The following is a 26,220-nucleotide window of genomic DNA, read 5'->3' as shown; positions in this document are numbered from 1 at the left end:
GCGCACATCTACGATCAGCTCCGTATTTGATCACCCACACAGGTGATTGACAGGAATTGATTCTTGTAGGGGAGAACGTGAACAGACGGTTCACGGCGGCGGCCATATCTCTGGCCATGTCCGCCACGCTCGCTGCTTCAGCGGGCACCGCTCAGGCGCAGGACGGCGGTGACGGAAGACCCGCCGTCACCGCCTCCGGCCCGGCGAAGCGCGTCACCGAGGCACCGGACATCGCCGCGGCACAGCTCGCGGCCAAGCTCTCCGGGCAGCGGGTGGAAGCCCTCTCCGAGCGCGCGGCCGACGCGGGCACATGGGCCAATCCGGACGGCACCCTCACGACGGAGACGTACTCCGGCCCGGTACGGGTCAAGGAAGACGGCCGGTGGAAGCCCCTGGACACCACCCTCGTGGACACCGGCGCCCAGTTGGAGCCGAAGACGGCCGTGGCCGATGTCGTCCTCTCGGACGGCGGCAAGGGCGACTTCGCGTCGGTCAGCCGGGGCAGCCGCACCTTCGGTCTCGACTGGGGCAAGACGCTCCCCGCGCCCCGGCTGGACGGCGACACGGCCGTCTACCCCTCCGTGGTCCCCAACGGTGATCTGCATGTCACCGCTCTGCCGCACGGCTTCTCCGAGTCACTGATCCTCACGGAACGGCCGACGGAACCGGTCGAACTGCGCCTGCCCGTCACCCTGGACGGCATGGAGCTGGAGAAGACTCCCCAGCGGCATCTGCGGCTGGAGGACAGCTCCGGAGATCTCGTCGCCAGCGCCCCCGCCCCCCGGATGTGGGGCACGGGGACCGACCCCGTGTCGGGTGACCCGCTGCGTCACGCCGAGATCGCCACCGCCGTGGAGCAGGGCCCCGAGGGCACGGTGCTGGTCCTCAGGCCCAGCGCGGCGTTCCTCGCCGACCCCTCCGTGACCTACCCGGTCACCATCGACCCGACCACCACCCTGGCCGCGTCCACCGACACCTGGGTGGCCACCAACTACCCGGACTCCCAGCGCGGTTCGACCGAGCTCAAGGCCGGCACCTACGACGGTGGCACCACCAGGGCCCGCTCGTACGTGAAGTTCGACGTCGCCAGGTTCGCGGGCAAGAAGGTCCTCAACGCCGAGCTCCGGCTGCACTCGTACTGGTCCTCCAGCTGTTCCGCCACCGGCTCAGGCGTCGAGGCCCGGCGGATCACGGGCGCCTGGGACCCCAGTGGGGTGACCTGGGGCGCCCAGCCCGCGACCACCGCGACCGGCGCCGCCGTGTCCAGGTCCGCGTACGGCTTCAGCTCGGCCTGCCCCGCCAACTTCATGCGCTGGGACGTCGACGGCATCGCCCAGGCGTGGGCGGACGGCCAGGCAAACCACGGTCTCCAGATCAGGGCCGTGGACGAGGGCGACTCCTTCAGCTGGCGACGTTTCCGCTCCGCCAACTTCGTCGACGGAGCACAGGGTCCGACCGAGCCCGCGCTCTCCGTCACGTACAACACCCGGCCCGGCGCGGCCGTCGCTGTGAACCCGGCCGCGGGCGCCGTGACCGCCGACACCACGCCCACCCTCCAGGGCAGGGCCGCCGACGCCGACGGCAACACCGTCCGCCTCACCTTCGAGGTGTGGAACGCCGACGGCACGGCCCGCACCGCCCAGGGCGTCTCCCCGTTCGTCGCCTCCGGCACCACCGCCGCCTGGACCGTGCCCGCCCTGGCCGCGGGCTCGTACAAGTGGCGCATCGCTGTCTTCGACGGCACCGAGTGGAACGGCACCTGGTCCGCCTGGCGGCCCCTGACCGTCGACCCGGCCGTCCCCGCGTCGCCCACCGTCAGCTCCGCGCAGTACCCGGCAGACGGGCTGTGGCACGGGGACTCCGGTCTGGCCGGCACCTTCCGGATCGCCGACGGCACCGGCAGGGCGGTCTCCGCCGAGTACGCCTTCAACGGTGGTGGTCCGACGGCCGCCGCCCTCACCTCCGGGGCTGCGACCGTCTCCTGGACGCCCGCCACCCGCGGGGCGCACACCCTGCGCACCCGGGTCCGCAACGCGGCCGGCACCTGGTCCGACTGGCGTGAACACACCTTCCACGTCGGCGTCATCACCGGGGTCCTGGCCACCTCGTTCATCAACGAGATCTCCGAGACCCACTTCGGGACCCTCCTGCACCCGGTGGACGACACCACGGAGGAGGTCGAGGAGTTCCCGGATGAGACGGTCGTCGAGGAGGACGACACCCCGCCCGGCTACGTCGAGGTGGAGGACCCCGAGGTCGAGGAGACCGAGGACTCCGCCGGGGCCGACGCGACCGCCCAGCTCCCTGACGCCGCGAACAGCTCCATCGTGGGCACGAGCCCCGACGGCGCCACCCAGACCCTGGTCGACATGCCCACGGCGGCGGCCTCCCCGGCCGAACTGAGCGAGACCGGCCTGGTGATCTACCCCAACACCCAGAAGGACGCCGACACGATCGCCGTCCGCAGCAGCACCAGCGCGGTCGAGGTCTTCCACCTGCTGCGCGGCCCGAGCGCGCCGCAGTCGTTCAGCTACACGGCCGGCATCCGGCCCGGCCAGGAGATCACCGCGGTCAGCGAGAACACCTTGATGATCTCCGACGCGCAGGGTGACGCGACCGCGTTCATCTCCGCCCCGCTGGCCCTGGACGCCCTGGGCAGAACCGTGCCGGTCTCCATGCGGCTCTCCGGCAACGACATCATCGTCTCCCTCGCCCCCGGGCCCGGACAGACGGTGGCCTTCCCGGTCCTGCTCGACCCGGGCGCCGGATACGGCGACCTGACCCCCGCGGAGCGGCGTTACTGCTCCACCAACCCCTACGACTGCAACAAGGCCCGCAAGGACGCCGAGAAGGCTTTCGCCGAGGCCGCGAAGCGGTACTCGAAGAAGTCCCTGTACCAGGGGACCGGCGACGCGTTCCGGCACTGCTACTGGAACGCGCGCATGGAGATCAACATCGACCATGACACCGCATACGAGGTCGCGACCCGCCATGAGTCGGAGTCTCGTGGTGTCGACAAGGAGATGGATCTCCGCAACAACAAGATCGGCCGCAAGATCGGCCGGGACTACCGTGGTAAGAGCAAGGCGAACCACAAGGCCCGCGACAAGTGCATCAGTTACACGAAGAACGGAAAACTGTGGATCATCAAGAGCAAGAAGCTTGTGAGGAGCAACGCATGACCTCTCTTCTCGCGCGTCGTGTCGCGTCCGTGCTTCTGCTGGTCCAGGTTGCCTACGCGGCGCTGCTCCAGATCGCCTTTCTGACACTCGGGCCGGACACCGCGGAGATCGACCACACCGATCCCTCCGGCTTCAGCCCGCTGAACGCCGGCCTGGCGCTTTTCACCCTGGTGGGTCTGGCCGGTGGTGCGGTCCTGCTGGGCCTGGAGCGCGTACGGTCCCGGGCGCCGCGTGCGCTGACGGTGACCTGGCTGGCCCTGGTGGGCCTCGGCCAGACCGTGTTGGCAGTGGTGGCCCTGGCCACCCACGACAGCTCGGCGGGCCTCGGCCTGCCGGTCGCCCTGCTGTTCGCGGCGGGCTGTGCCGTGGTGGCCGTCGCCTGTGCGCTGACCATCCGTACGGGCTCCGGAGCGCTCCGGGCGAAGACGGCCGGCTGACGCGACGGGCCGATGGCCCGTACGGAGGCGGCTCCCCGGAGGACTGGGGAGCCGCCTTCCGGTGTCCCGCCCTCGCCGGGCGCGGGCACCGCTCCCGGCGAGGGCAGGCCTCCGCGGCGGAGTGCGGGCCGTGCCGGCCACCTGACCAGGGGAATTCAGTGGTGCCACCCTTGCCCGATGAGGTTGTGTGCCCTCATGAACACAGCTTCTCCGCGCCTGGAAAAGGTCACTCCCGACAACGTGCTCGCCGCCTGTCGGCTGGAAGTCGCGCCCGACCAGCGCCGGTTCGTCGCCCCGGTCGCCCAGTCCCTGGCCGAGGCCTATGTGCATCCCGACATCGCCTGGCCCCGGCTGATCTGCGACGGCGAGCGCCTCGTCGGCTTCGTGATGGCCTTCTTCGACGTGCCGTTCGACTTCGACGCAGGGGCGCCGGACGCCCCGCCCCGCTCCGGACTCTGGCGGCTCGCCGTCGCCGCCGACGAGCAGGGCCGGGGCTACGGACGGTTCGCCGTGGGGGCGGTGAACGAGGAGATCCGCCGGCGGGGCGGAACGGTCTCGACCGTGACCTGGAAGCCCGGCGAGGGCGGCCCCGAGGAGTTCTACCTCCGCCTCGGCTACCGCAAGCGGGGCCTCACGGACGACGGTGAGTACCTCGGCGACCTGGGCCTCACGGACGACGGTGAGTACCTCGGCGACCTGGACCTCACCGCCTGATCGGACGCGGGGGCCTACCCTCCGTACCGCAGATACCTCCGCCGCTTCGCCCGGAACGCCGACAGGTCCCGCCGCCACGCCCGTACCAACGTGTCGGTGTCCGCGCCCGCGTCGATCATCGTGCGGACGCGGGTGTTCCCGGTGAGCTTGTCGATCCAGTTGTCCGGCCGCCAGGCGAAGCCGCTCCACGTCTGCTTCGCCGTCACCAGCAGGGCGATCCCGGTGCGGACCGGGTCGAAGACCTCCCGGTCCTGGACGTGCACCTGCACCCCGCCCACCGTCTTCCCCGCGAACTTCGAGAAGGTCGGCGCGAAGTACGCCTCGCGGAAGGAAACCCCCGGCAGCTCCAGGGCGTTCGCGGCGGCCGCCCAGCGGTGGTCGACGCCCTCGGCACCCAGCACTTCGAAGGGGCGCGTGGTGCCGCGGCCCTCGGAGAGGTTCGTGCCCTCGAAGAGACAGGTGCCGGAGTAGACGAGCGCCGTCTCGGGCGTCGGCATGTTCGGGCTCGGCGGCACCCACGGCAGCCCGGTGTCGTCGAAGAAGTCCGAGCGCCGCCACCCCGACATCGTCACCACGTCCAGCCGCACCGGATTCTCGTGCAGGAACTCCGCGTTGAAGAACAGCGCCAGCTCCGCCACCGTCATCCCGTGCGCCTGGGCGATCTCCCGGCGGCCGACGAACGTGGCGAACGCCGGGTCCAGCACCGGGCCCAGCGCCGCCCGCCCACTCACCGGGTTCGGCCGGTCCAGCACGACGAGGCGCTTGCCCGCCAGCGCCGCCGCCTCCATGCAGTCGTACAGCGTCCAGATGTACGTGTAGAAGCGCGCCCCCGCGTCCTGGATGTCGAAGAGGACCGTGTCCACGCCCGAGGCGGTGAAGACGTCCGCGAGCGGCTGCCCGCTCTTGAGGTACGTGTCGTACACCGGCAGCCCGGTCGCCGGGTCGTCGTAACGGCCCTCGGAGCCGCCCGCCTGCGCGGTGCCCCGGAACCCGTGCTCGGGGCCGAAGACGGCGGTCAGCTCCACCCGGGCGTCCGGGTGCATCACGTCGACGATGTGCCGGACGTCTGCCGTGACGCCGGTCGGGTTGGTGACGATCCCGACCTTCTGGCCCCGCAGCGACCGGTAGCCGTCGGCCGCCAGCCGGTCGAAACCGGTGAGCACCCGGCCGCGTCCGGGCCCGGGGCCGCGTCCGGGGGCGGCCGACGCCGCGGCGGGACCGGCGCCGACCACGGTCGCCGCAAGCGCGCCCACGGCGCCTCCCGCGGCCAGCACACCACGTCGGGACAGGCTCATTCCGCTACCTCCATGATCGCGCCGACTGTCATGGCCACGCACGCTAGCGCGGGCCGGGGCCGCACGGAACGACCTGGACCGCGCCGATTCCCCCAGCCGGTCCCGGAGATCCGTACGGGCCCCGGCCGGTCCGTTCGCGCCCCTTCCCGGATCACATACCGACCGGTTAGTCTGCCGATGCAGCCGGATGGGAAGGGCGGGATGACGATGGGTACGGTGCAGGGCGCCGGCGTAGTGGTCACAGGGGCCGGAGGCGGCATCGGCGCCGCGCTGGCCCGCAGGTTCGCCGCCGGGGGCGCGCGGGTCGTCGTCAACGACCTCGACCTCGCCCGGATCGAACCGCTCGCGAAGGAGATCGGCGGCTTCGCCGTCGCCGGGGACGCCTCGGGCATCGTGGACGCCGCCCGGGAGGCGCTGGACGGCACGGTGGACGTCTACTGCGCCAACGCGGGCCTCGCCTCTCCCGGCGACGCGTTCGCCGAGGAGGAGGTCTGGGCCGCCGCCTGGGACGTCAACGTGATGGCCCACGTCCGCGCGGCCAGGGCCCTCCTGCCCCACTGGCTGGAGCGCGGCAGCGGCCGGTTCGTCACGACCGCCTCCGCCGCCGGGCTGCTGACGATGATCGGCGCGGCCCCGTACAGCGTCACCAAGCACGGGGCGGTCGCCTTCGCCGAGTGGCTCTCGCTCACCTACCGCCATCGCGGGATCAAGGTCCACGCGATCTGCCCGCAGGGCGTGCGCACCGACATGCTCACCGCCGCCGGCTCGGCCGGCGAACTGGTCCTCGCTCCCGGCGCCATCGAGCCGGACGCGGTCGCCGACGCGCTGTTCGAGGCGATGGACGCCGACCGCTTCCTGGTCCTGCCGCACCCCGAGGTGGCCGACTACTACCAGGCCCGCGCCGCCGATCCCGACCGGTGGATGGGCCAGATGAACCGCCTTCAGCAGAAGTGGGAGGCGAGCGGCGCGTGAACGACCCGACCCCCGCCACCCCGGCCCCGGGCGGCTCAGGCCGTCCGGCTTCCGCCCCCTCGACCCCCGGCGGCTCGATCTACGCGGCCCAGCCGTGGCTCGCCCTGCTCAGCGACGCCCAGCGCGCCCCCGTCACCCCGCCCGCGACCGTGCTGCACGCCTTCCGCGCCGCGGTCGGCCGCGCACCCGAGCACCCGGCCCTGGCCTACTTCGACGGCCGCCTGAGCTACCGCGAGACCGACGAGCTGTCCGACTCGGTGGCCGGACACCTCGCCGCCCGGGGGCTGCGCCGCGGCGACCGGGTCGCGATCATGCTCCAGAACAGCCCGCACTTCGTCCTCGCGCTGCTCGGCGCCTGGAAGGCGGGCGCGACCGTCGTCCCCCTCAACCCGATGTACAAGTCCGGCGAGACCGGCCACGTCCTCGCGGACGCCGGGGTCACCGCGCTGATCTGCTCGGACCGGGCGTGGGGGACGTATCTGCGGGAGACCGCGGCGGCGGCCCCGCACCTCACCGTCGTGCTCACCGCCTGCGAGCTGGACCTCCAGACCGTGAACGACCCTCGCGTCCTCGGCTTCGAACGGCTCCCGGCCCCCGGCCCGGACGACCTCGCCGACGATCTGCTCACCGCGGCCCGCGCCGGGAAGCCGGCCCCGGCCGGCCGGGAGCTCACCGCCGCCGACACGGCGCTGATCAGCTACACCTCCGGGACGAGCGGCGCCCCCAAGGGCGCGAAGAACTCCCACGGCAACATCATGGTCAACGCCGAACGCCAGCGCACCGGCCACCCGATCGCCGAGGGCTCCGCCTATTTCGCGCTCGCCCCGCTCTTCCACATCACCGGCATGGTCTGCCAGCTCGCCGCGTGCGTCGCCAACGCGGGCACCCTGGTCCTCGCCTACCGCTTCGAGGCGGGCGTCGTCCTGGAGGCCTTCGCCACCCACCGCCCCGCCTACACCGTCGGCCCCTCCACCGCCTTCATGGCGCTGGCCGCGCATCCGGACGCCACCCCGGACCACTTCGCCTCGTTCCGGGTGATCTCCTCCGGCGGCGCGCCCCTGCCGCCCGCGCTCGTGGAGAAGTTCCGCGCGGGCTTCGGCCCGTACCTCCGCAACGGCTACGGACTCACCGAGTGCACCGCCCCCTGCGCCTCGGTCCCACCCGAGCACGAGGCCCCCGTCGACCCTGTCTCGGGCACGCTGTCCGTCGGCGTTCCGGGCCCCGACACCTTCGTACGGATCCTCGACGAGACCGGCCGGGAGGTCCCCTTCGGGGAGCAGGGCGAGATCGCGGTGCGCGGCCCCCAGGTCGTCTCCGGCTACTGGAACCTCCCCGAGGCCACGGCCGCCGCCTTCCCGGACGGCGAGCTGCGCACCGGCGACATCGGCTTCATGGACGCGGCAGGCTGGCTGTACGTCGTCGACCGCAAGAAGGACATGATCAACGCCTCCGGGTTCAAGGTGTGGCCGCGCGAGGTGGAGGACGTCCTCCACACCCACCCGGCGGTGCGCGAGGCGGCCGTCGTGGGCGTGCCCGACGCGTACCGGGGGGAGACGGTCCGGGCGTACGTGAGCCTGCGCCCGGGGACCTCGGTGGAGCCCGGCGAACTGAGCGCCTACTGCGAGGAACGGCTCGCCGCGTACAAGTATCCGCGCGAGGTGGAGATCCTGGCCGAGCTGCCGAAGACGGCGAGTGGGAAGATCCTCAGGCGGGAACTGCGTTCCCCCCGTTAGAACTGCGTCGAAACAGCGCGCGCACGGTACGAAAGGAAGGTGGCGGCTCATGGCCAAGGCGACGGATCGGAACGGCACTCCCGTCCCCCAGAGGCTGCTGGCCGCCGCCACCCGGCTCTTCGCCGAGCGCGGGTACGACCGCACCTCGGTCCAGGAGATCGTCGAGGCGGCGGGCGTCACCAAGGGGGCGCTCTACCACTACTTCGGCTCCAAGGAGGACCTGCTCCAGGAGGTCTACGCCCGGGTGCTCCGGCTCCAGCAGGAGCGGCTGGACGCCTTCGCGGACGCCGAGGCGCCCATCGAGCAGCGGCTGCGCGACGCGGCGGCCGACGTGGTCGTCACGACCATCGACAACCTGGACGACGCCGCGATCTTCTTCCGCTCCATGCACCACCTGAGCCCCGAGAAGAACAAGCAGGTGCGCGTCGAGCGCCGCCGCTACCACGAGCGCTTCCGGGCCCTGATCGAGGAGGGCCAGCGCGGCGGCGTGTTCTCCACGGCCACCCCCGCCGACCTGGTCGTCGACTACCACTTCGGCTCGGTCCACCACCTCTCCACCTGGTACCGGCCGGACGGCCCGCTCAGCCGCCAGGAGGTCGCCGACCACCTCGCGGACCTGCTGCTGCGGGCCCTGCGCCCGTAGCGGGGGACGGGGCCGGCCGACGGATCGTGCCATCCACTGGCCCGCTCCGCCGGTCGGGGTGAGTCTGGATATATGTCGTATGTCCTGCCTCCCGACGAGGCGCCGGAGTGCACGGGCGCACCGCTGTCCGTTAATAGAACGGCTGTGTCCGATTTCCGCTCTTGACGGAGCACTGTCATTTCCTTGAGCATCGGTCACGCATCGCGCACCCCTGGGCCGCTTGTCGGGGCCCACGCTCCAGGACCCGGCCGGATCACCACGCGGCCGGGGACCCCCCGCACGTTCCGTCAGTCCCCAACGGAATCCGGAGCCCGTGAATGAGACCGAACCGTTTCACCCTGCGCAGATCCCCGACGGCCGTCGCGGCCGTCGCCCTCGCCGCCGTCCTCGGAGCCGGAGCACCGGCCGCCCAGGCCGCCGGAGCACCGGCGTCGCCGACAACCGCCGCCGCGGTGCCCGACGTCCCCTTGGCAGGCGTCAAGGCCCACCTCACGCAGCTCTCGACGATCGCCGCGAACAACGGCGGCAACCGCGCCCACGGCCGCCCCGGCTACAAGGCGTCCGTCGACTACGTGAAGGCCAAGCTCGACGCCGCCGGATACACCACCACGCTCCAGCAGTTCACCTCCAACGGAGCCACCGGCTACAACCTGATAGCCGACTGGCCCGGCGGCGACCCGAACAAGGTCCTGATGGCCGGGGCCCACCTCGACTCGGTCTCCTCCGGCGCCGGGATCAACGACAACGGCTCCGGCTCGGCCGGCGTCCTGGAGACCGCCCTCGCCGTCTCCCGCGCCCAGTACCAGCCCGACAAGCACCTGCGGTTCGCCTGGTGGGGCGCCGAGGAGCTGGGCCTGATCGGCTCGAAGTACTACGTCAACAACCTGCCGTCCGCCGAGCGTTCCAAGCTCTCCGGCTATCTCAACTTCGACATGATCGGCTCGCCCAACGCCGGCTACTTCGTCTACGACGACGACCCGGTCATCGAGAAGACCTTCAAGGACTACTTCGCCGGCCTGAACGTCCCCACCGAGATCGAGACCGAGGGCGACGGCCGCTCCGACCACGCCCCGTTCAAGAACGTCGGCGTCCCCGTCGGCGGACTCTTCACCGGCGCGGGCTACACCAAGTCCGCCGCCCAGGCGCAGAAGTGGGGCGGGACCGCGGGGCAGGCCTTCGACCGCTGCTACCACTCGTCCTGCGACACCACGAGCAACATCAACGACACCGCCCTGGACCGCAACAGCGACGCCGCCGCCCACGCCATCTGGACCCTGTCCTCCGGCACCGGCGAACCGCCCGCAGGGGACGTGTTCAGCAACACCGCCGATGTCGCCATCCCGGACGGGGGAGCGGCCGTGACCTCGCCGGTCACGGTCACCGGACGGACGGGCAACGCCCCGGCCGCCCTCCAGGTCGGCGTCGACATCAAGCACACCTGGCGCGGCGACCTGGTCGTCGACCTGGTGGCCCCGGACGGCACCGCGTACCGGCTGAAGAACTCCAGCAGCGGCGACTCGGCCGACAACATCATCACGACGTACACGGTCAACGCCTCCGCCGAGGTGGCCAACGGCTCCTGGAAGCTCCGCGTCCAGGACGTCGCCCGTCAGGACACCGGCTACATCGACAGCTGGAAGCTCACCTTCTGACTCCTGCGTCACGTGTACGGGCGCGGCCCCCTCCCGAAGAGCGCCTCGGGAGGGGGCCGCACCGCTGTCCGTCACACGTACCGCTTGATCTCCCGCCGGGCCAGCGACCGCTGGTGCACCTCGTCAGGACCGTCCGCCAGCCGCAGCGTCCGCGCCGAGGCCCACAGCTCCGCCAGCGGGAAGTCCTGGCTCACCCCGCCCGCGCCGTACAGCTGCACCGCGGAGTCGAGAATGTCCACCACCGCGCGCGGGGTGGCGATCTTGATGGCCTGGATCTCGGTGTGCGCGCCCTTGTTGCCCACGGTGTCCATCAGCCAGGCCGTCTTCAGCACCAGCAGCCGCAACTGCTCCACCGTGACCCGGGCGTCCGCGATCCAGTTCCGCACGACGCCCTGCTGGGCGAGCGGCTTGCCGAACGCCGTACGCGCCACGGCCCGGCGGCACATCAGCTCGATGGCCCGCTCCGCCATCCCGATGAGCCGCATGCAGTGGTGGATCCGCCCCGGGCCCAGCCGCGCCTGCGCGATGGCGAAGCCGCCGCCCTCCTCGCCGATCAGGTTCGCCGCGGGCACCCGTACATCGTGGAAGACCACCTCGGCGTGACCGCCGTGCGCGTGGTCCTCGTACCCGTACACCCGCATGGCGCGCCGCACTTCGAGACCCGGGGTGTCGCGCGGCACCAGGATCATCGACTGCTGGCGGCGGATGTCCGCGCCGTCCGGGTCGGTCTTGCCCATCACGACGAAGACCGCGCACTCCGGGTTCATCGCCCCGGAGATGTACCACTTGCGGCCGTCGACGACGTAGTCCTCGCCGTCCCGGACGATCCGGGTCTCGATGTTCGTCGCGTCCGAGGACGCCACGTCCGGCTCCGTCATCGCGAACGCGGAGCGGATCTCCCCGGCGAGCAGCGGCTCCAGCCACCGCTTCTTCTGCTCGTCGGTGGCGAACTGGAAGAGCACCTCCATGTTCCCGGTGTCCGGGGCCGCGCAGTTCAGCGCGGTCGGCGCGAGATGCGGGGAGCGTCCGGTGATCTCCGCGAGCGGGGCGTACTGGAGGTTCGTCAGCCCGGCCCCGTACTCCGCGTCGGGCAGGAAGAGGTTCCACAGCCCCTGCCGCCGCGCCTCGGCCTTCAGCTCGCCCACGACCGCCGGGGTGTCCCAGGGGGAGGCCAGCCGGGCCCGCTGCTCCTCGGCGACCTCCTCGGCCGGGTACACGTGCTCGTCCATGAACGCGAGCAGCCTGCTCCGCAGCTCCTCGGTACGGGCGTCGAATGCGAAGTCCATGGGGTTCAGCCTTCCTGGAGGGTGGTGAGGCCGTGCTCGATGAAGACGGGGACCAGATCGCCGATCCGGTCGAAGCCCGCGCCGACGGTCTGGCCCAGGGTGTAGCGGTAGTGGATGCCCTCCAGGATCACGGCGAGCTTGAACCACGCGAACGCGGTGTACCAGGAGAGGGCGGAGGTGTCCCGGCCCGAGCGGGCCGCGTAGCGCCCGATCAGCTCGGCGGGGGACGGATGCCCGGCCGCGCCGCTGGTGGTGGAGACGGGAGACTCCGGCAGGCCGAGGTCGGAGCTGTACATCACCAGCAGCCCGAGGTCGGTCAGCGGATCGCCGAGCGTGGACATCTCCCAGTCGAGGACGGCCTTGATCCGGTCGTCGGAGCCGAGCAGCACGTTGTCCAGGCGGTAGTCGCCGTGGACGACGGTGGGCGCGGGGGAGGAGGGCAGCCCGCGGCCGAGCGCGGCGTGCAGCTCGTCGATGCCCGCCAGCTCGCGGTCGCGGGAGGCGTCCAGCTGCTTGCCCCAGCGCCGCAACTGCCGGTCCAGGAAGCCGTCGGGACGCCCGAAGTCCCCGAGCCCGACCGCCCCCGGGTCCACGGCGTGCAGGTCGACCAGGGTGTCGACGAGCCCGAGGACCGCCGCCCGGGTGCGCTCGGGGCCCAGCGGGGCGAGCTGCTCGGCGGTGCGGTACGGGGTGCCCTCGACGTACTCCATCACGTAGAACGGGGCGCCGATCACGCTGTCGTCCTCGCAGAGCAGCAGCGGCTCCGGCACCGGGACGGCGGTGGGGTGCAGGCCGCTGATCACCCGGTGCTCGCGCGTCATGTCGTGCGCGGTGGCCAGCACATGGCCGAGCGGAGGCCTGCGCACCACCCACTGCCCGGTCCCGTCGCCGACGACGTACGTCAGGTTCGAGCGACCGCCCTCGATCAGCCGCGCTTCGAGGGGTCCGCTCACCAGCCCCGGCCGCTCGCGGTCGAGATGGCCGCGCAGCAGCTCCGGGTCGAGACCTGGCGGGGGGAGTGAGCTCATGGTGCGTACCTCCGGGCGACGGAACGAGGCGGCTGGACGAGGCGGCTGGACGAGGCGGCTGGGCGAGGCGGCTGGACGGTGCGACTGGGCGAGGCGGCTGGACGATCGGGAACCATGATGCCGACCAGTCGGTATGCCGTCCAGTGCCCTCCCGTGATCCGACGGCGCGGAAGTCGGCCCGACCCTTTCGGTGAACCGCATCCCTGAATAGGGTTCACGTATGCATACAGATGATCTGGTGATCGAAGACGTCCGGCTCACCCCGATCCTCGTGTCCGACCCACCCCTGCTGAACACCCAGGGCGTCCACCAGCCGTACACCCCGCGCCTGATCGTGGAGGTCGTCACCCGGGGCGGAACGACCGGCGTGGGGGAGACCTACGGCGACGGCGCCTACCTGGAGCCCGCGCGCTCCCTCGCCGCGGCGCTCCCGGGCCGGGCGGTCACCGATCTGAACGGGCTCTTCGTCCTGGCCGAGGAGGTGTGCGGCGCATCGCGCGCCGCCGACGACGGGGTCGACGCCGGGGGGCTGCGCGGAGTCAGGAGCGCGGAGAAGATCCGGCTCTCGGTCGTCTCCGCCTTCGAGGTCGCCTGTCTGGACGCCCTCGGCAAGGCCCGGGGCCTGCCCGTGCACGCCCTGCTCGGCGGCAAGGTCCGTGACACCGTCGAGTACAGCGCCTACCTCTTCTACCGCTGGGCCGCCCACCCCGGCCCCGGCGAGCGGGACGACTGGGGCGCGGCGCTCGACCCGGCCGGCGTCGTCGCCCAGGCCCGGCGCTTCGCCGACACCTACGGCTTCGGCTCCTTCAAGCTCAAGGGCGGCGTCTTCGAGCCCGACCGGGAGATCGCCGCGATCCACGCCCTGGCCGAGGCGTTCCCGGGCCGCCCGTTGCGCCTGGACCCGAACGGCGCCTGGTCCGTCCCCACCTCGCTGTACGTCGCCGAGCGGCTGAAGGGCGTCCTCGAATACCTGGAGGACCCCACCAGCGGCACGGCCGGCATGGCCGCCGTCTCGGCCGGAACCGACGTCCCGCTCGCCACCAACATGTGCGTCACCACCCTCGGCGAGGTCCCCGAGGCCTTCGCCCGCGACGCCGTCCAGATCGTCCTGAGCGACCACCACTACTGGGGCGGACTGCACCGCACCCGGGAACTGGCGGGCATCTGCCGCACGTTCGGCGTCGGACTCTCCATGCACTCCAACACCCACCTCGGCATCAGCCTCGCCGCGATGACCCACGTCGCCGCCACGGTGCCGGACCTCGCTCACGCCTGCGACAGCCACTACCCCTGGCAGACCGAGGACGTCATCACCGAGCGCCACACCTTCACCGGGGGCCGGCTCTCCGTCTCCGACGCACCCGGTCTCGGCGTCGAACTGGACCGCGAGCGCCTGTCCGCCCTGCACCGGCGCTGGCTGGCGGACGAGACCCACCGGGAGCGCGACGACGCGGCGGCGATGCGCGCCGCCGACCCGGAGTGGACGACGCCGACGGTCCCGCGCTGGTGAGGACGCCGACGGTCCCGCGCTGGTGGGGACGACGGCTGTCCCGCGCTGCTGTGCGCGCCGGCGGTCCCGTGCTGTGAGAGGGGCGGGACCCGGCCGTACCCCCTGAGTTGCGGCGGCCCCGACCTGCGCGGAAGGTCGAGGGATGAAGGCGATCAGCTACAGCGCGTACGGCTCCGCCGACGTCATGGAGTACGGCGAGAGGCCCGACCCCAAGGTCGGCCCCGACACGGTCCTGGTGAAGGTACGGGCCGCCGCCGTCAACCCGGTCGACTGGAAGGCCCGCGAGGGCTATCTCCAGGGTGGCCTCGAAGCCGTCTTCCCGGTGATCCCCGGCTGGGACGTCTCCGGGGTCGTCGTGCAACCGGGCGTCGCGGTCGACGAGTTCGCGGTCGGCGACGAGGTCATCGGCTACGTACGCGAGGACTTCCTCTCGCGCGGCACGTTCGCCGAGTACGTCGCCGCCCCCGTGCGCACCCTGGCCCGCAAGCCCCTGAGCCTGAGCTTCGAGGAGGCCGCGGGCCTGCCGCTGGCCGGGCTGACCGCCTACCAGGTACTGCACCGCACCCTGAAGATCCGCGACGGCGACACCGTCCTGGTCCACGCGGCGGCCGGCGGCGTCGGATCGCTCGCCGTCCAGATCGCCCGGCACACCGGCTGCCGGGTGATCGGCACCGCGAGCCCTCACAACCACGAGCACCTCCGCAGCCTCGGCGCGGAGCCCGTGGAGTACGGCGAGGGCCTCGTCGACCGGCTGCGCGCACTGGTCCCGGACGGCTTCGACGCCTCCTTCGACACGGTGGGCGGCGACGCGCTGCGCGCCTGTGCCGACACCCTCGCCCCGGGCGGCCGGCTCGCCTCCATCGCGGACGCCGAGGTCTTCTCCTACGGTGGCCGCTACGCCTTCGTGCGCCCCGACGCCGACGACCTGGCCCAGGTCGCGGAACTGGCCGAACGGGGCATCGTCACCGTCCATGTGGACCGGGTGTTCCCGCTGGAGCAGGCCGCCGACGCGTACCGGCTCAACCAGGAGGGGCGGACGCGCGGCAAGATCGTGGTGACGGTGGACTGGGACGGCTGAGGAGCCCGGCCGGGACGGACTGGCCGCGTGCGTCCGGCCAGGCTCAAGCGGCATCGCGTCCCCGCCCGCCCGTCCGGCCCGTCCGGGTCTCAGAACAGCATCGCCGCGGCGAACACCGCCAGCGCCACCGTGCACAGCGTCGCCGCCAGCGCTCCGCGCGGGGCGAGCGGCTCCGGCCGCGCCGCCTCCATCCGCAGCACCCGGCGGTGGGCCACCACCAGGAAACCCAGCCAGGCCGCCGCGCTCAGCGCCACCGCGATCAGCGCTGCCGGGGTCGCCCCGCCGTACAGCGCCTGCCGCACCGCGAGCAGCGCGACGACCGTGGCGGAGAGCGTCGTACGCCGCCAGGCCAGCCGGGTCCGCTCGGGCTGGAGCCCGGGGTCCCGGTCCGCCGTCGCCGTCACACGCCCTCCCAGCCGAAGAGGACCACCACCACCATCGCCACGGCGACGACGGCGACCACGAGGCTCAGCAGGGTCGGGAACCGGGTCACCGGCAGGTCCTCGCCCCGCCGCATCGCCCGTTCGCACCGCACCCAGTGGTTGACCGCCCGCAGCGCGCAGAGCACCCCGGCCGCGAGCAGCCCGAGCGCGAGCCCGGCCCGGACGCCCCAGACCAGCTCCGGCAGGAACTGGTCGACGGCGAAACCCCCGCCGATCAGGGCCAGCGCCGTCCGGATCCAGGCCAGGAAAGTCCGCTCGTTGGCAAGCGAGAACCGGTAGTCGGGGGTGTCCCCCTCGTCCCGGATCCGCTGCGGCGCGAACCACAGCCGTACGCTCTGCACGATCTTGTTCACACCTGGAACCCTAGTACCAACGTCGCCCAAGCCCGGGCGACGGCATCTACCAGGTCCCGCCGCACACGTCTGTCCGATACGGGCGCCCCACGGCGACGGCCTGCGGGGGAGGTCAGTCCGCTCGGCAGAACGTGTCCTTGGTGGGCATCCTGCCCTCGACGAGGTAACGCGTGGCGGTGTTCAGCGCGCAGGAGTTCTTGCCCAGGACGTACACGCCGTGCCCACTGTCGTCGACAGTGACCAACCGCGCCCGGTCGCCAAACTTCTCGCGCAGCATCTTCCCGCCCCGCAGCGGGGTCGACGCGTCCCGCCGGTTCTGCAGGAGCAGCACGTTGCGGGGGCCCTCGGCGTTGATCTTCACCGGGGGTTCGGCGGGGGCGTACGGCCAGAAGGCACACGGGGTGATGTTGGCGGTGGCGGCGCCGAACAGCGGGTAGCGTTCGCGGTCCGCGGTGACGCCCCGCCGGTAGGTGTTGACGTCCTCGGGCCACTCGACGTCGTTGCAGGTGACGGAGAGGAACACGGTCAGGGCGTTGTCGTTCGGCGACAACGTCCCGTCGGCCGTCTCCTCGGGGACGGGTGACAGGGCGCGGGCCGCCGTCCGGTCGCCTTCGCGCAGCGCCTGCCAGGTCTGCGCCAACTTGGGGTACTGCGACTGCTTGAACAGGTGGCTGAACGTCAGCAGCCGGAAGAGGCTGCCGTCGATCCCCGCGACCGGAGTGTCGTCGAGCACGTCGGCGATGGTGAGGTAGGAAGCCCGGACCTGTTCGGGGGTGCGGCCCAGGCCGTAGCTGTCGTGCCGACGGGCGGCCCATCGCGCGAAGTCCGGCAGGGTCTGTTCCATGCCGAGCGCGTAGCGGCGCAGGCCGTCGCGGTCGAGGTGGGTGTCTCCGATGTTGCTGTCGAGCACGATCCGGTCGGCTCGCTCGGGGAACATCGACGCGTACGCGGCGCCGAGTGCCGTGCCGTAGGAGTAGCCCAGGTAGCTGGTCGTCTCCTCGTCGAGCGCGGCCCGGATCCGGTCCAGGTCGCGGGCGGTGTTCGCCGTGGTGAGGTGGCGCAGCGTGCCGTCGTCGTTGTCCGCGCACTGCTCGGCCGCCTGCTCGGCTACTTTCGCCTGTGCGGTGACCGCGGCGTCGTCGACCGCGTACGGCGGGATGTTGGAGTAGTAGGGGCTGTCCGTGGTGAAGCCGCAGCTGACCGGTGTGGAACGGCCCGTCCCACGGGTGTCCATGCCGATCAGGTCGTAGCGGTCGGTGACGCTGGTGGGCAGGCCCTGGGCCACCAGCAGCGCGGAGAGCGCCAGCCCGGACCCCCCGGGGCCGCCCGGATTGAGCATGAGGACGCCACGCCGTTCGTCCGGGTCGGCGGCGGCCAGCCGGGAGATGCTGAGGTCGATCTGCCGGCCCTCCGGGTCGGCGTAGTCCAGCGGGACGGGCACGGTGGCGCACCGCAGCTCGGTCGGAGCCGCTTCGGCCACGACGTCGTCGGGGCACTGGCCCCACTTCACCTGCGGCGCTTTGGGCTCCTCGGCGGCGGCGGGCACCGCGGCGAGCGAACCGCCGAGGCCGAGGACCACCAAGAGGGCCAGGCTCCGGCCCGCACTGCCTTGTCGTTTCATGTCCAGTCTCCGCATCCCGGTTCGTGGTCGTGGTCGTGGCCATCCCACCGCGTGCCCTTGGGGCAGGGTCAACAAGGACCGGCGTGGAACCCGGTGGTTGACCGTGCCCCAAGGGCACGGTCTTGAATGGCTGCGGGGGAAGACGCTGGAGAAGGGGCTCCCGGTGGGCTGGAGTACGCGTCAGCTGGCGGAACTCGCGGGCACGACGACCAAGGCAGTGCGGCACTATCACGAGATCGGCCTGTTGGACGAGCCGGAACGAGCGTCCAACGGCTACAAGCGGTACGGCGTCAGCCATCTGGTCCGCCTGCTGCGCATCCGCAGACTGACCGACCTCGGCGTGGCCCTCGCGGATGTCCCGTCGGTCGAGAGCGGAGACGAGAAGGCACGGCAGATCCTCCGTGACCTGGACGCCGAACTCGCTGCGGACATCGAACGCCGGCAGCGGATGCGGCGGGAACTGGCGGCCGTCATGGAGAACCGGGCCGCGCTCGACATGCCCCAGCAGTTCAGGACGCTCGCCGACGATCTGCCCGAGACCCAGCGGTCGCTGCTGATGGCCTACTCCAGCATCCTCACCCCCGTGGCGATGGCAGCCCTCCAGGAACAGCTCGCGGGACCGCGCCGGGATCTCGAAGGGGAATTCGCGGCACTCGACGAGGACACCCCCGAAGAAGTGCGGCAGCGGCTGGCGGAACGAATGGCGCCCGGTGTCCGCCAACAGCACAGGGACCATCCCGGCCTGGCCGACCTGGCGTTCTCCTCGCGCCGGGAGACGGCGGTCGCCGAGTCGGTCGTCGTGCACGCGCTGGTCGAGTACTACAACCGCGCCCACCTCGATGTGCTGCAACGCGTCCACACGATCCTCTTCGAGGACGACACCGCGGAGAGCGAACAAGACGAGGCCCGGGACTGAGAGCCCGCGCCGGGACTGAGAGCCGGCGCGTACCTCGCCTCCGTCGCCGGAGCCGGCCGCCCGCACGATCGGCCGTTACTGGACGCGTGCTGCCGTAAAGCACTGTCGCAGACAGGCTCCCGGACGCCCGCCACGCACACGTTCCACGAGTACGGGAGGCTACTCACCGACCGGGCCCGCTCAACCTCGGTCAGCCCCGCGCGGACCCGTACGGGGCGTCCGAGTGCGGTCGAGCCGCCCGGAACTCCCCCAGCCGCCGGTACGCCGCCACCCCGTCGGGCACCCAGGACCACTCACCGAGCCGCCGCTCCAGCTCCGTGTCGTCCAGGAAGGTGTGCCAGGCGACCTCCTCGACCTGGGGGGCCACCGGCAGCTCGCACCGCACCTGATAGACGGCGGACCACCAGGTGTGCTCGGCGCCGGTGTAGAGGAACCGGAACAGCGGCTCGGGCTGCGGCAGCCCCGAGACCCCCAGCTCCTCCTCCGCCTCGCGCAGCGCCGCCTCGTCGTAGGACTCGCCCGCGCCCACGACCCCGCCGACGAACATGTCGTAGCGGGAGGGGAAGAGCAGCTTCGTGGGTGTACGCCGGTGGACGAAGACCCGCCCGTCCGCATCGCGCGCCTCGATGAACACGCAGCGGTGGCGCAGCCCCCGTGCGGTCGCCTCGCCGCGCGGGGCCTGCCCGATGACCTCGTCGTTCTCGTCGACGATGTCCAGGATCTCGTCAGAGGGCGTCATACGTCTCATCCAACAGCACCCGGACGGTTGACGTGGCCCCGGCGGGTACCCAAGATCTGACGCACGGGTAACTTGAACGTTTCGCCGGTCCGGTGGGCCGACCTTCCCCGCCCGCCCCGAGCCACCCCGACAGGACGGAACCCATGGCGTACGACGCTGATGTGATCGTGATCGGGGCAGGACTCGCCGGGCTCGTGGCCACCGCCGAACTGGTCGACGCCGGCCGTTCCGTGATCCTCCTCGACCAGGAGCCCGAGCAGTCCATCGGCGGCCAGGCGCACTGGTCCTTCGGCGGCCTCTTCCTCGTGGACTCGCCCGAACAGCGCCGGCTGCGGATCAAGGACAGCCGGGAACTGGCCCTCCAGGACTGGTACGGCACGGCGGGCTTCGACCGGGAGACCGAGGACCGCTGGCCGCGGAAGTGGGCCGAGGCGTACGTCGACTTCGCCGCCGGCGAGAAGCGCTCCTGGCTGCACCAGCAGGGGCTGCGCATCTTCCCGGTCGTCGGCTGGGCGGAGCGCGGCGGCTACGACGCGATGGGCCACGGCAACTCCGTACCCCGCTTCCACATCACGTGGGGCACCGGCCCCGGCGTCGTCGCCCCCTTCGAACGGCGGGTCCGCGCGGGCGTCGCCAAGGGGCTCGTCCAGCTGAGGTTCCGCCACCGCGTCACCGGCCTCGCCCGCACCGCAGGGGCGCTCGACACGGTCACCGGCGAGATCCTGGAGCCCAGCGCGGCCGAGCGCGGAACCGCGAGCGGCCGAGCGGTCGCCGGCGCCTTCGAACTGAAGGCCCAAGCGGTGATCGTCACCTCCGGCGGCATCGGCGGCAACCACGACCTGGTCCGCGCCCAGTGGCCCGAGCGCCTGGGCATCCCGCCCGAGAAGATGCTGTCCGGGGTGCCCGCGCACGTCGACGGACTGATGCTCGGCATCGCCGAGAAGGCGGGCGCGCACCACATCAACCGCGACCGGATGTGGCACTACACCGAGGGCATCGAGAACTGGAACCCGATCTGGGCCCGGCACGGCATCCGGATCCTGCCCGGCCCCTCGTCGCTCTGGCTGGACGCGCGCGGCAAGCGCCTGCCGGTCCCGCTCTTCCCCGGCTTCGACACGCTCGGCACCCTCGAACACATCATGGGCTCCGGCCACGGCTACACCTGGTTCGTGCTCAACCAGCGAATCATCGGCAAGGAGTTCGCGCTCTCCGGCTCCGAGCAGAACCCGGACCTGACCGGCAAGTCGGTCCGCGACGTGATCGGCAGGGCCCGCGCGGACGTGCCCGCACCGGTCAGGGCGTTCATGGACCACGGCGTCGACTTCGTGGTCGAGAAGGACCTCGGCGCCCTGGTCCGGGGCATGAACGCGGTCACCGGCGACGACCTCATCGACGAGGCGAGCCTGCGCCGCGAGATCACCGCCCGTGACCGGGAGATCGCCAACCCCTTCAGCAAGGACCTCCAGGTCACCGCGGTCCACGGGGCCCGGGCTTACCTGGGCGACCGCCTCATCCGCACCGCGAAACCGCACCGCGTCCTGGACCCGGCGGCGGGCCCGCTGATCGCCGTCCGGCTCAACATCCTCACCCGCAAGTCCCTGGGCGGTCTGGAGACCGACCTGTCCTCCCGCGTCCTCGACTCCGAGGGCGCCCCGCTCCCCGGCCTGTACGCGGCGGGCGAGGCCGCGGGCTTCGGCGGCGGCGGAGTCCACGGCTACCGCTCCCTGGAGGGCACGTTCCTGGGCGGCTGCATCTTCTCCGGCAGGGCGGCGGGCCGGGCGGCGGCGCAGGCCCTGTAGGCGGGCCTGTATCCCAAGCCCCTCCGGCGATCGAGGAGCGGGGCCCGGGGCGGAGCCCCGAAGTCACCCCAACCGCTCCACCACCCGGAACCGCTCCGCGACGATCAGCGTCCCGTCGTTCACCGTGAACCCCGGATCCCCCAACGCCTCCCGCATCTCCTCGCTGTGCCAGAACCGCTCGTGCCCCGCCCGCCATTCGGCCACCGACCGGTATCCCTCGCCCTCGTCGAGCGCATGCTGGAGATCCACCTCCCCCAGGGGCAGTACCCGTACGTCGATCAGCTCCAGCACCGCCACCTCCCGCCCTTCCGAGTCGATCAGCGCGGACCGTTCGCCCACGGGGGGAAGCTCCTCCTGCTCCCGTTCGTACTCGGCCAACAGCCCGGATGTGGACACCTTCTCGCCGGAGAGGACCGCCGCCACCAGCTGGTCGCGCAACGGCCCCGGAAAGGCGAGAAGGAAAGGGCTGAGGGGTTCGCGAGGTTCCATGTCCTCAGTGTGTCAGGCGCCACTCCGCGCCCCCCGACCCCGCCGCACGCTGCGCGAACACCGCACCCGATGGGGCGCAATCCAGCCAAGTAGCGGAAAAGTGCACAGAGTTGACATCAAGCGCCCCTTGACGGGGAGCATTGCCTACCGCTTTGCTGTGCGCGATCATCCGCTCGCACACCGCATCGAAAGAAGCCTGCGGCATGCCCCCGCCTCCGCCGCCCCTGGGCCGCTCCCGCCGTCGGGGCAGCCGCTCGGACCACGTCTTCGACCTGGCCCTCGACGACGATGAACTCATCGCCGCGCGAGGCCGGTTCGTCCAGGGCAGATGGTCCGAGGCCCGCACCCTGCTCGTGGGCACCGGGCGGGACTGGGACCGCCGCGGACACCGCGTGCTGGCCCTCGCCGAGACCCCGTCCGCCGTTGACTGGGCCGGTGACTGGCTGCTCGTCGAACCCGAGAGCGCCGACGCCGCCACCCTCCTCGGCTGCGCCCGGGTCGCCCGCGCGCTGCGGCCCAAGGCCAAGGCGAACGACGCCGCCCGCGCCCGTGAAGCCTGCCTGGCCGCCGCCCGTCTCCTCCCCGACGACCCCACCCCCTGGCTCGCGCTGCTCCTCCTGGACCGGGGCCGCGACGACGGGGCGGACGAGACCGGCCGGCTCTTCGAGGAGGTGCGCTCCCGCCACCCCGACCACCATCACGCCCACCACGTGATGACCGCTCTGCTGGCCGAGAGCAACCCCGCCAGCGGCCACGACCCCCTCCACGAGGTGTACGACTTCGCCGCCTGGGCCGCCGAACTGGCCCCCGCCGACTCCCCGTTGTCCGTTCTCCCGGTCATCGCCCACGCCGAGCGCTACCGCGTCCTGGTCGCCGCCGGCATCGAGCCCGGCGACCCGGCGCTCTCCGGGCACTGGTCCGGACGGCGGGCCCGCCAGGTGATGAAGGCCGCCTTCGACTGGTGGCTGGAATGGGAGCGCGAGGACCATCCGCGTCACCGCCTCGACCTGAACTTCCTGGCCCACGCCAAGGTCTGCGAGGGCCGCCACGCCGAGGCCGCCGCCCTGTTCCACCGCATCGGCCCGTACGCCACCGCCGCGCCCTGGTCGTACTCCGGACGGGAGCCCCACGCCGCGTTCGTCGCCGCGCGCGCCTACGCGCTCGGCACCCCGTGAAGCACCCGCGAAGTACCCGCGAGGCGCCCGTGAAGCACCCCGTGATCCACGAAAGGCACCACCCCACCACGAAGAAGGGACCCATCCCGCCATGTCGAGGGGCAGTTCGATTTCCAGCGAGACCGGCAGCACGAGGGCGCCGGCCGATACCGGCGGGATCAACACCTACAAGGGCGAGGAACGAGCCCTGCGGGCGAACCGGCTCGGCACCCCCGGACTCCTGCTGTCGGTGATCGCGGCCAGCGCCCCCCTGATGGTGGTCGCCGGAGTGATGCCCACGGTCTTCGGCGTGATGGGCATCGTCGGCCAGCCGCTGCTCTACCTCATCCTGGGCGTCGTCCTGATGCTGTTCAGCGTCGGCTACGCGGAGATGAGCCGGCACGTCCACAACGCCGGCGCGTTCTACGCGTACATCGCCCGCGGGCTCGGCCCGACCGCCGGCGCCGGAGCCTCGTTGGTGGCGCTGGTCGCGTACAGCGCGATGCAGGTGGGCATCTACGGAATCCTCGGCTTCGAGGTCTCCGGCATCTTCGCCACGTATCTCGACATCGAGCTGGCGTGGTGGATACCCGCCCTGGTCGCGGCGGCCGTCGTCGGCGTCCTCGGCTGGCTGAAGATCGATCTCAACGCGAAGGTGCTCGGCGTCCTGCTGGTCATCGAGTGCGCCCTCGTCGTGATCTTCGACATCGCCGCCGTGAGCAAGCCCGGCCCCGAGGGCCTGTCGCTGCACGCGTTCAACCCCGAGACCCTCACCGGCGCCGGGCTCGGCACCGCGCTCTGCTTCTGCATCGCCGCGTTCGTCGGCTTCGAGCAGGCCCCCGTGTACGCGGAGGAGACCAGCCGCCCGCAGATCGTGGTCTCCCGGGTGATGTTCCTCGCGGTGGGCTACGCCGCGCTGTTCCTGGCGATCAGCTCCTGGGCCCTCACCGTCGCCGCCGGACCGGGCTCCATCGCCGACACCTCCCTCAAGGAAGGCCCCGGCATGCTGTTCGGCCTCACCGAGGCGCGGCTCGGCTCCACCTTCACCGACGTGCTGCACGTCCTCTTCGTCACCGGGATGTTCGCCGCGCTCCTCAGCTTCCACAACGTCGTCGCCCGCTACGCGTTCGCGATGGGCCGCGAGGGCCTGCTGCCCGCCCGCTTCGGCCGCACCAACCGGGCGAGCGGCGCCCCCGGCACCGGCTCGCTGCTCCAGACCGTCGTCTCCGTGGTGATCATCCTGGCGTTCGCGTTCACCGACGACAAGCCGGTCGGCGACCCCACCGCCCCCGTCCTGCGGCTGTTCACCTGGATGGGCAACGTCGGCGCGCTCGGCGTCATCCTGCTGATGGCCGCGGCCTCCTTCGCCGTCATCGCCTTCTTCGTCAAGCGCGGCGCCGGCCGCGCGCAGGCCCCCCGCCTGGTCGCCTCCGGCCTCGCCGGGCTCGCGCTCCTGACGATCGCCGTCTTCACCGTCCGCGACTTCGACGTCCTCGTCGGCTCCGGCCCCGGCTCGGCCCTCAGTTGGCTGCTGCCGGGCGTGATCGTCCTCGCGCTCGTCGGAGGCCTCGTGTACGGGGCGGTGCTGCGCTCGGTCAAACCCGAGGTGCACGCCCGGATCGGCCTCGGCAACGAGGCGTTCCAGCTGGAGAAGGCGGCCGAGAGCGAGTCGGCCCGCCGCTGACGACTCCCGTACGTACGTACGTACGCAAAACGCCCGCCCCGGAGCCGTACCGGGGCGGGCGTTTCGTCATCGCCGTACGGGAAGGGCTACAGCAACAGCGAGAGCAGCAGGATGAAGGCCATGGCCACCACGGAGATGATCGTCTCCATCACCGACCAGGTCTTCACGGTCTGGCCGACGTCCATGCCGAAGTACTCCTTCACCAGCCAGAACCCGGCGTCGTTGACGTGGCTGAAGAAGAGCGAACCGGCGCCGACGGCCAGCACCAGCAGGGCCGCGTGCGAGGTCGACATATCGGCGGCCAGCGGGGCGACCAGACCGGCGGCCGAGATGGTGGCGACGGTGGCCGAGCCGGTGGCGAGGCGGATCGCGACGGCGATCAGCCAGCCGAGCAGCAGGGCCGGGATCGACCAGTTCTCGGAGAACTCCAGGATCATCTGACCCACCCCGGCGTCGATCAGCGTCTGCTTGAAGCCGCCGCCCGCGCCGACGATGAGCAGGATTCCGGCGATCGGGGCGAGGGACTTCTCCACGGTGCCGGCGAGCCGGTCCCTGGTGAACCCGGCGGCCCGGCCGAGCGTGAACATCCCGACGAGGACAGCCGCGAGCAGGGCGATCAGCGGCGAGCCGATGACCGCGGTGACCTTCTGGAGACCGTTGTCGGGGTTGTCGACCACGATCTCGACGAGCGCGTTCAGCAGCATCAGGACGACCGGCAGCAGGATGGTCGCCAGGGTCGCGCCGAAGCTCGGCCGGCGGTCCAGGTCCTCGGAGGGGCGCTGCGGGATCATGTTCTCCGGCGGCTTGATGTCCACCCAGCGCGCGGCGTAACGGGAGAAGACCGGACCGGCGATGATCACCGTCGGGATGGCGACCAGCACGCCGAGCGCCAGCGTCACGCCGAGATTGGCGTCCAGGGCGTCGATCGCGACCAGCGGGCCGGGGTGCGGCGGGATCAGTCCGTGCATCACGGAGAGCCCGGCCAGCGCGGGGATGCCGATCCGCATCAGGGAGTAGTTGCCGCGCTTGGCGACGAGCAGCACGACCGGGATCATCAGAACGATCCCGACCTCGAAGAACAGCGGCAGACCGATGATCGAGGCGATCAGCACCATCGCCCAGGGCATGACCCGGCCGCTGGCCTTCGCGAGGATGGTGTCGACGACCTGGTCGGCCCCGCCCGAGTCGGCGAGCAGTTTGCCGAGGATCGCGCCGAGCGCGATCAGGACGCCCACGCCCGCGACGGTGGAGCCGAGGCCCGCGGTGAAGCTGAGGATCGTGTCGGCCGGGGCGGCTCCCGCGAAGGAGCCGAGCGCCAGCGAACCGATGGTCAGCGCCAGGAACGCGTGCATCTTGAGCTTGGTGATGAGGAGAACGATGACGGCGATGCCCGCCAGGACGGCGATGCCCAACTGAGCGTTGCCTGCCGAGGTGATCGGTTCGGCGGCTTCCGCTGCCAGCATCTCGACGCTGAGACTGGTCACGGTGATGG

22 protein-coding genes are annotated in these 26,220 nt (G+C 71.8%); 13 read left to right on the top strand and 9 right to left on the bottom strand.

The window, feature by feature from the left end:
* Positions 1 to 116 precede the first annotated feature (116 nt).
* From D581_RS1000000139040 to D581_RS0123165, 3 genes are all read left to right on the top strand, one after another.
* Positions 117 to 3,182 (top strand): DNRLRE domain-containing protein, encoded by a 3,066-nt coding sequence (locus tag D581_RS1000000139040; RefSeq protein WP_051114626.1) that lies wholly within the window; start codon positions 117 to 119, stop codon positions 3,180 to 3,182.
* A complete protein-coding gene (locus tag D581_RS0123170) occupies positions 3,179 to 3,619 on the top strand; it encodes a hypothetical protein (protein ID WP_018959581.1) in 441 nt (146 codons plus the stop codon). The genes D581_RS1000000139040 and D581_RS0123170 overlap by 4 nt, the downstream gene beginning before the upstream one ends.
* 195 nt (positions 3,620 to 3,814) lie before the next feature.
* Positions 3,815 to 4,333 carry a GNAT family N-acetyltransferase gene (locus D581_RS0123165; protein ID WP_018959580.1) on the top strand — a complete coding sequence of 173 codons (519 nt, stop codon included), beginning with the start codon at positions 3,815 to 3,817 and terminating at the stop codon, positions 4,331 to 4,333.
* Between the two features lie 14 nt (positions 4,334 to 4,347).
* On the opposite strand, the gene D581_RS0123160 is transcribed toward D581_RS0123165, so the two are convergent.
* A complete protein-coding gene (locus D581_RS0123160) occupies positions 4,348 to 5,628 on the bottom strand; it encodes a DUF1343 domain-containing protein (protein WP_026290821.1) in 1,281 nt (426 codons plus the stop codon).
* Positions 5,629 to 5,829: 201 nt separating this feature from the next.
* Here D581_RS0123160 and D581_RS0123155 point away from each other — a divergent pair, with 201 nt between their 5' ends.
* From D581_RS0123155 to D581_RS0123140, 4 genes are all read left to right on the top strand, one after another.
* Positions 5,830 to 6,600 (top strand): SDR family oxidoreductase, encoded by a 771-nt coding sequence (locus D581_RS0123155; RefSeq protein WP_018959578.1) that lies wholly within the window; start codon positions 5,830 to 5,832, stop codon positions 6,598 to 6,600.
* Positions 6,597 to 8,333 (top strand): AMP-binding protein, encoded by a 1,737-nt coding sequence (locus D581_RS0123150; protein WP_026290820.1) that lies wholly within the window; start codon positions 6,597 to 6,599, stop codon positions 8,331 to 8,333. Before D581_RS0123155 ends, D581_RS0123150 begins: the two co-directional genes overlap by 4 nt.
* 49 nt (positions 8,334 to 8,382) lie before the next feature.
* Positions 8,383 to 8,976: a TetR/AcrR family transcriptional regulator gene (locus D581_RS0123145; RefSeq protein ID WP_018959576.1), complete on the top strand. Its 594-nt coding sequence runs from the start codon at positions 8,383 to 8,385 to the stop codon at positions 8,974 to 8,976.
* A 317-nt stretch (positions 8,977 to 9,293) separates the two neighbouring features.
* Positions 9,294 to 10,628 (top strand): M28 family metallopeptidase, encoded by a 1,335-nt coding sequence (locus D581_RS0123140; protein WP_018959575.1) that lies wholly within the window; start codon positions 9,294 to 9,296, stop codon positions 10,626 to 10,628.
* Positions 10,629 to 10,699: 71 nt separating this feature from the next.
* Here D581_RS0123140 and D581_RS0123135 read toward each other — a convergent pair whose 3' ends face one another.
* Both D581_RS0123135 and D581_RS0123130 read right to left on the bottom strand, forming a co-directional pair.
* Positions 10,700 to 11,914 (bottom strand): acyl-CoA dehydrogenase family protein, encoded by a 1,215-nt coding sequence (locus tag D581_RS0123135; RefSeq protein ID WP_018959574.1) that lies wholly within the window; start codon positions 11,912 to 11,914, stop codon positions 10,700 to 10,702.
* Positions 11,915 to 11,919: 5 nt separating this feature from the next.
* The gene (locus tag D581_RS0123130) at positions 11,920 to 12,942 is read right to left on the bottom strand and encodes a phosphotransferase family protein (protein ID WP_018959573.1); all 1,023 of its coding nucleotides are present in this window, start codon (positions 12,940 to 12,942) and stop codon (positions 11,920 to 11,922) included.
* Positions 12,943 to 13,162: 220 nt separating this feature from the next.
* On the opposite strand from D581_RS0123130, the gene D581_RS0123125 reads away from it, so the two are divergent.
* Entirely contained in the window at positions 13,163 to 14,452 is a 1,290-nt protein-coding gene (locus D581_RS0123125; RefSeq protein ID WP_026290819.1) for an enolase C-terminal domain-like protein, read from the top strand.
* A gap of 142 nt (positions 14,453 to 14,594) precedes the next feature.
* Entirely contained in the window at positions 14,595 to 15,530 is a 936-nt protein-coding gene (locus D581_RS0123120; RefSeq protein ID WP_018959571.1) for an NADP-dependent oxidoreductase, read from the top strand.
* 89 nt (positions 15,531 to 15,619) lie between these two features.
* Here D581_RS0123120 and D581_RS0123115 read toward each other — a convergent pair whose 3' ends face one another.
* From D581_RS0123115 to D581_RS0123105, 3 genes are all read right to left on the bottom strand, one after another.
* Positions 15,620 to 15,934 (bottom strand): DUF202 domain-containing protein, encoded by a 315-nt coding sequence (locus D581_RS0123115; protein ID WP_018959570.1) that lies wholly within the window; start codon positions 15,932 to 15,934, stop codon positions 15,620 to 15,622.
* The gene (locus D581_RS0123110; RefSeq protein ID WP_018959569.1) at positions 15,931 to 16,326 is read right to left on the bottom strand and encodes a DUF202 domain-containing protein; all 396 of its coding nucleotides are present in this window, start codon (positions 16,324 to 16,326) and stop codon (positions 15,931 to 15,933) included. The genes D581_RS0123115 and D581_RS0123110 overlap by 4 nt, the downstream gene beginning before the upstream one ends.
* A 112-nt stretch (positions 16,327 to 16,438) precedes the next feature.
* A complete protein-coding gene (locus D581_RS0123105) occupies positions 16,439 to 17,947 on the bottom strand; it encodes an alpha/beta hydrolase (RefSeq protein WP_026290818.1) in 1,509 nt (502 codons plus the stop codon).
* 103 nt (positions 17,948 to 18,050) lie between these two features.
* Between D581_RS0123105 and D581_RS0123100 the strand changes: the two genes are divergently transcribed.
* A complete protein-coding gene (locus D581_RS0123100; protein WP_486585874.1) occupies positions 18,051 to 18,863 on the top strand; it encodes a helix-turn-helix domain-containing protein in 813 nt (270 codons plus the stop codon).
* 190 nt (positions 18,864 to 19,053) lie between these two features.
* Here D581_RS0123100 and D581_RS01000000137590 read toward each other — a convergent pair whose 3' ends face one another.
* Positions 19,054 to 19,602: an NUDIX domain-containing protein gene (locus D581_RS01000000137590; RefSeq protein ID WP_018959566.1), complete on the bottom strand. Its 549-nt coding sequence runs from the start codon at positions 19,600 to 19,602 to the stop codon at positions 19,054 to 19,056.
* Positions 19,603 to 19,745: 143 nt separating this feature from the next.
* Here D581_RS01000000137590 and D581_RS0123090 point away from each other — a divergent pair, with 143 nt between their 5' ends.
* Positions 19,746 to 21,401, top strand: coding sequence for an FAD-binding dehydrogenase (locus D581_RS0123090; RefSeq protein WP_018959565.1), 1,656 nt, complete (start codon positions 19,746 to 19,748; stop codon positions 21,399 to 21,401).
* Positions 21,402 to 21,464: 63 nt separating this feature from the next.
* Here D581_RS0123090 and D581_RS0123085 read toward each other — a convergent pair whose 3' ends face one another.
* Positions 21,465 to 21,890, bottom strand: coding sequence for an ASCH domain-containing protein (locus D581_RS0123085; RefSeq protein WP_018959564.1), 426 nt, complete (start codon positions 21,888 to 21,890; stop codon positions 21,465 to 21,467).
* A 203-nt stretch (positions 21,891 to 22,093) separates the two neighbouring features.
* Here D581_RS0123085 and D581_RS0123080 point away from each other — a divergent pair, with 203 nt between their 5' ends.
* On the top strand, positions 22,094 to 23,065 hold the full coding sequence (locus D581_RS0123080; protein ID WP_018959563.1) for a hypothetical protein: 972 nt from the start codon (positions 22,094 to 22,096) through the stop codon (positions 23,063 to 23,065).
* A 91-nt stretch (positions 23,066 to 23,156) separates the two neighbouring features.
* The gene (locus D581_RS0123075) at positions 23,157 to 24,728 is read left to right on the top strand and encodes an APC family permease (protein WP_018959562.1); all 1,572 of its coding nucleotides are present in this window, start codon (positions 23,157 to 23,159) and stop codon (positions 24,726 to 24,728) included.
* 86 nt (positions 24,729 to 24,814) lie between these two features.
* Here D581_RS0123075 and D581_RS0123070 read toward each other — a convergent pair whose 3' ends face one another.
* Complete coding sequence (locus D581_RS0123070; protein WP_018959561.1) at positions 24,815 to 26,212, bottom strand: GntP family permease; 1,398 nt, start codon at positions 26,210 to 26,212, stop codon at positions 24,815 to 24,817.
* Positions 26,213 to 26,220: the final 8 nt, after the last annotated feature.

The organism is Streptomyces sp. CNB091 (assembly GCF_000377965.1).
Note: the sequence above shows the minus strand (reverse complement) of the source record. Positions and strands in the feature narration are given on the sequence as shown.

Excerpts from the sequence above, each read along its gene's own strand:
- D581_RS1000000139040 (WP_051114626.1), top strand. The coding sequence starts at position 117 with ATGTCCGCCACGCTCGCTGCTTCAGCGGGCACCGCTCAGGCGCAGGAC.
- D581_RS0123170 (WP_018959581.1), top strand. The coding sequence starts at position 3,179 with ATGACCTCTCTTCTCGCGCGTCGTGTCGCGTCCGTGCTTCTGCTGGTC.
- D581_RS0123165 (WP_018959580.1), top strand. The coding sequence starts at position 3,815 with ATGAACACAGCTTCTCCGCGCCTGGAAAAGGTCACTCCCGACAACGTG.
- D581_RS0123160 (WP_026290821.1), bottom strand. The coding sequence starts at position 5,628 with ATGAGCCTGTCCCGACGTGGTGTGCTGGCCGCGGGAGGCGCCGTGGGC.
- D581_RS0123155 (WP_018959578.1), top strand. The coding sequence starts at position 5,830 with ATGACGATGGGTACGGTGCAGGGCGCCGGCGTAGTGGTCACAGGGGCC.
- D581_RS0123145 (WP_018959576.1), top strand. The coding sequence starts at position 8,383 with ATGGCCAAGGCGACGGATCGGAACGGCACTCCCGTCCCCCAGAGGCTG.
- D581_RS0123140 (WP_018959575.1), top strand. The coding sequence starts at position 9,294 with ATGAGACCGAACCGTTTCACCCTGCGCAGATCCCCGACGGCCGTCGCG.
- D581_RS0123135 (WP_018959574.1), bottom strand. The coding sequence starts at position 11,914 with ATGGACTTCGCATTCGACGCCCGTACCGAGGAGCTGCGGAGCAGGCTG.
- D581_RS0123130 (WP_018959573.1), bottom strand. The coding sequence starts at position 12,942 with ATGAGCTCACTCCCCCCGCCAGGTCTCGACCCGGAGCTGCTGCGCGGC.
- D581_RS0123125 (WP_026290819.1), top strand. The coding sequence starts at position 13,163 with ATGCATACAGATGATCTGGTGATCGAAGACGTCCGGCTCACCCCGATC.
- D581_RS0123120 (WP_018959571.1), top strand. The coding sequence starts at position 14,595 with ATGAAGGCGATCAGCTACAGCGCGTACGGCTCCGCCGACGTCATGGAG.
- D581_RS0123105 (WP_026290818.1), bottom strand. The coding sequence starts at position 17,947 with ATGAAACGACAAGGCAGTGCGGGCCGGAGCCTGGCCCTCTTGGTGGTC.
- D581_RS01000000137590 (WP_018959566.1), bottom strand. The coding sequence starts at position 19,602 with ATGACGCCCTCTGACGAGATCCTGGACATCGTCGACGAGAACGACGAG.
- D581_RS0123090 (WP_018959565.1), top strand. The coding sequence starts at position 19,746 with ATGGCGTACGACGCTGATGTGATCGTGATCGGGGCAGGACTCGCCGGG.
- D581_RS0123085 (WP_018959564.1), bottom strand. The coding sequence starts at position 21,890 with ATGGAACCTCGCGAACCCCTCAGCCCTTTCCTTCTCGCCTTTCCGGGG.
- D581_RS0123080 (WP_018959563.1), top strand. The coding sequence starts at position 22,094 with ATGCCCCCGCCTCCGCCGCCCCTGGGCCGCTCCCGCCGTCGGGGCAGC.
- D581_RS0123075 (WP_018959562.1), top strand. The coding sequence starts at position 23,157 with ATGTCGAGGGGCAGTTCGATTTCCAGCGAGACCGGCAGCACGAGGGCG.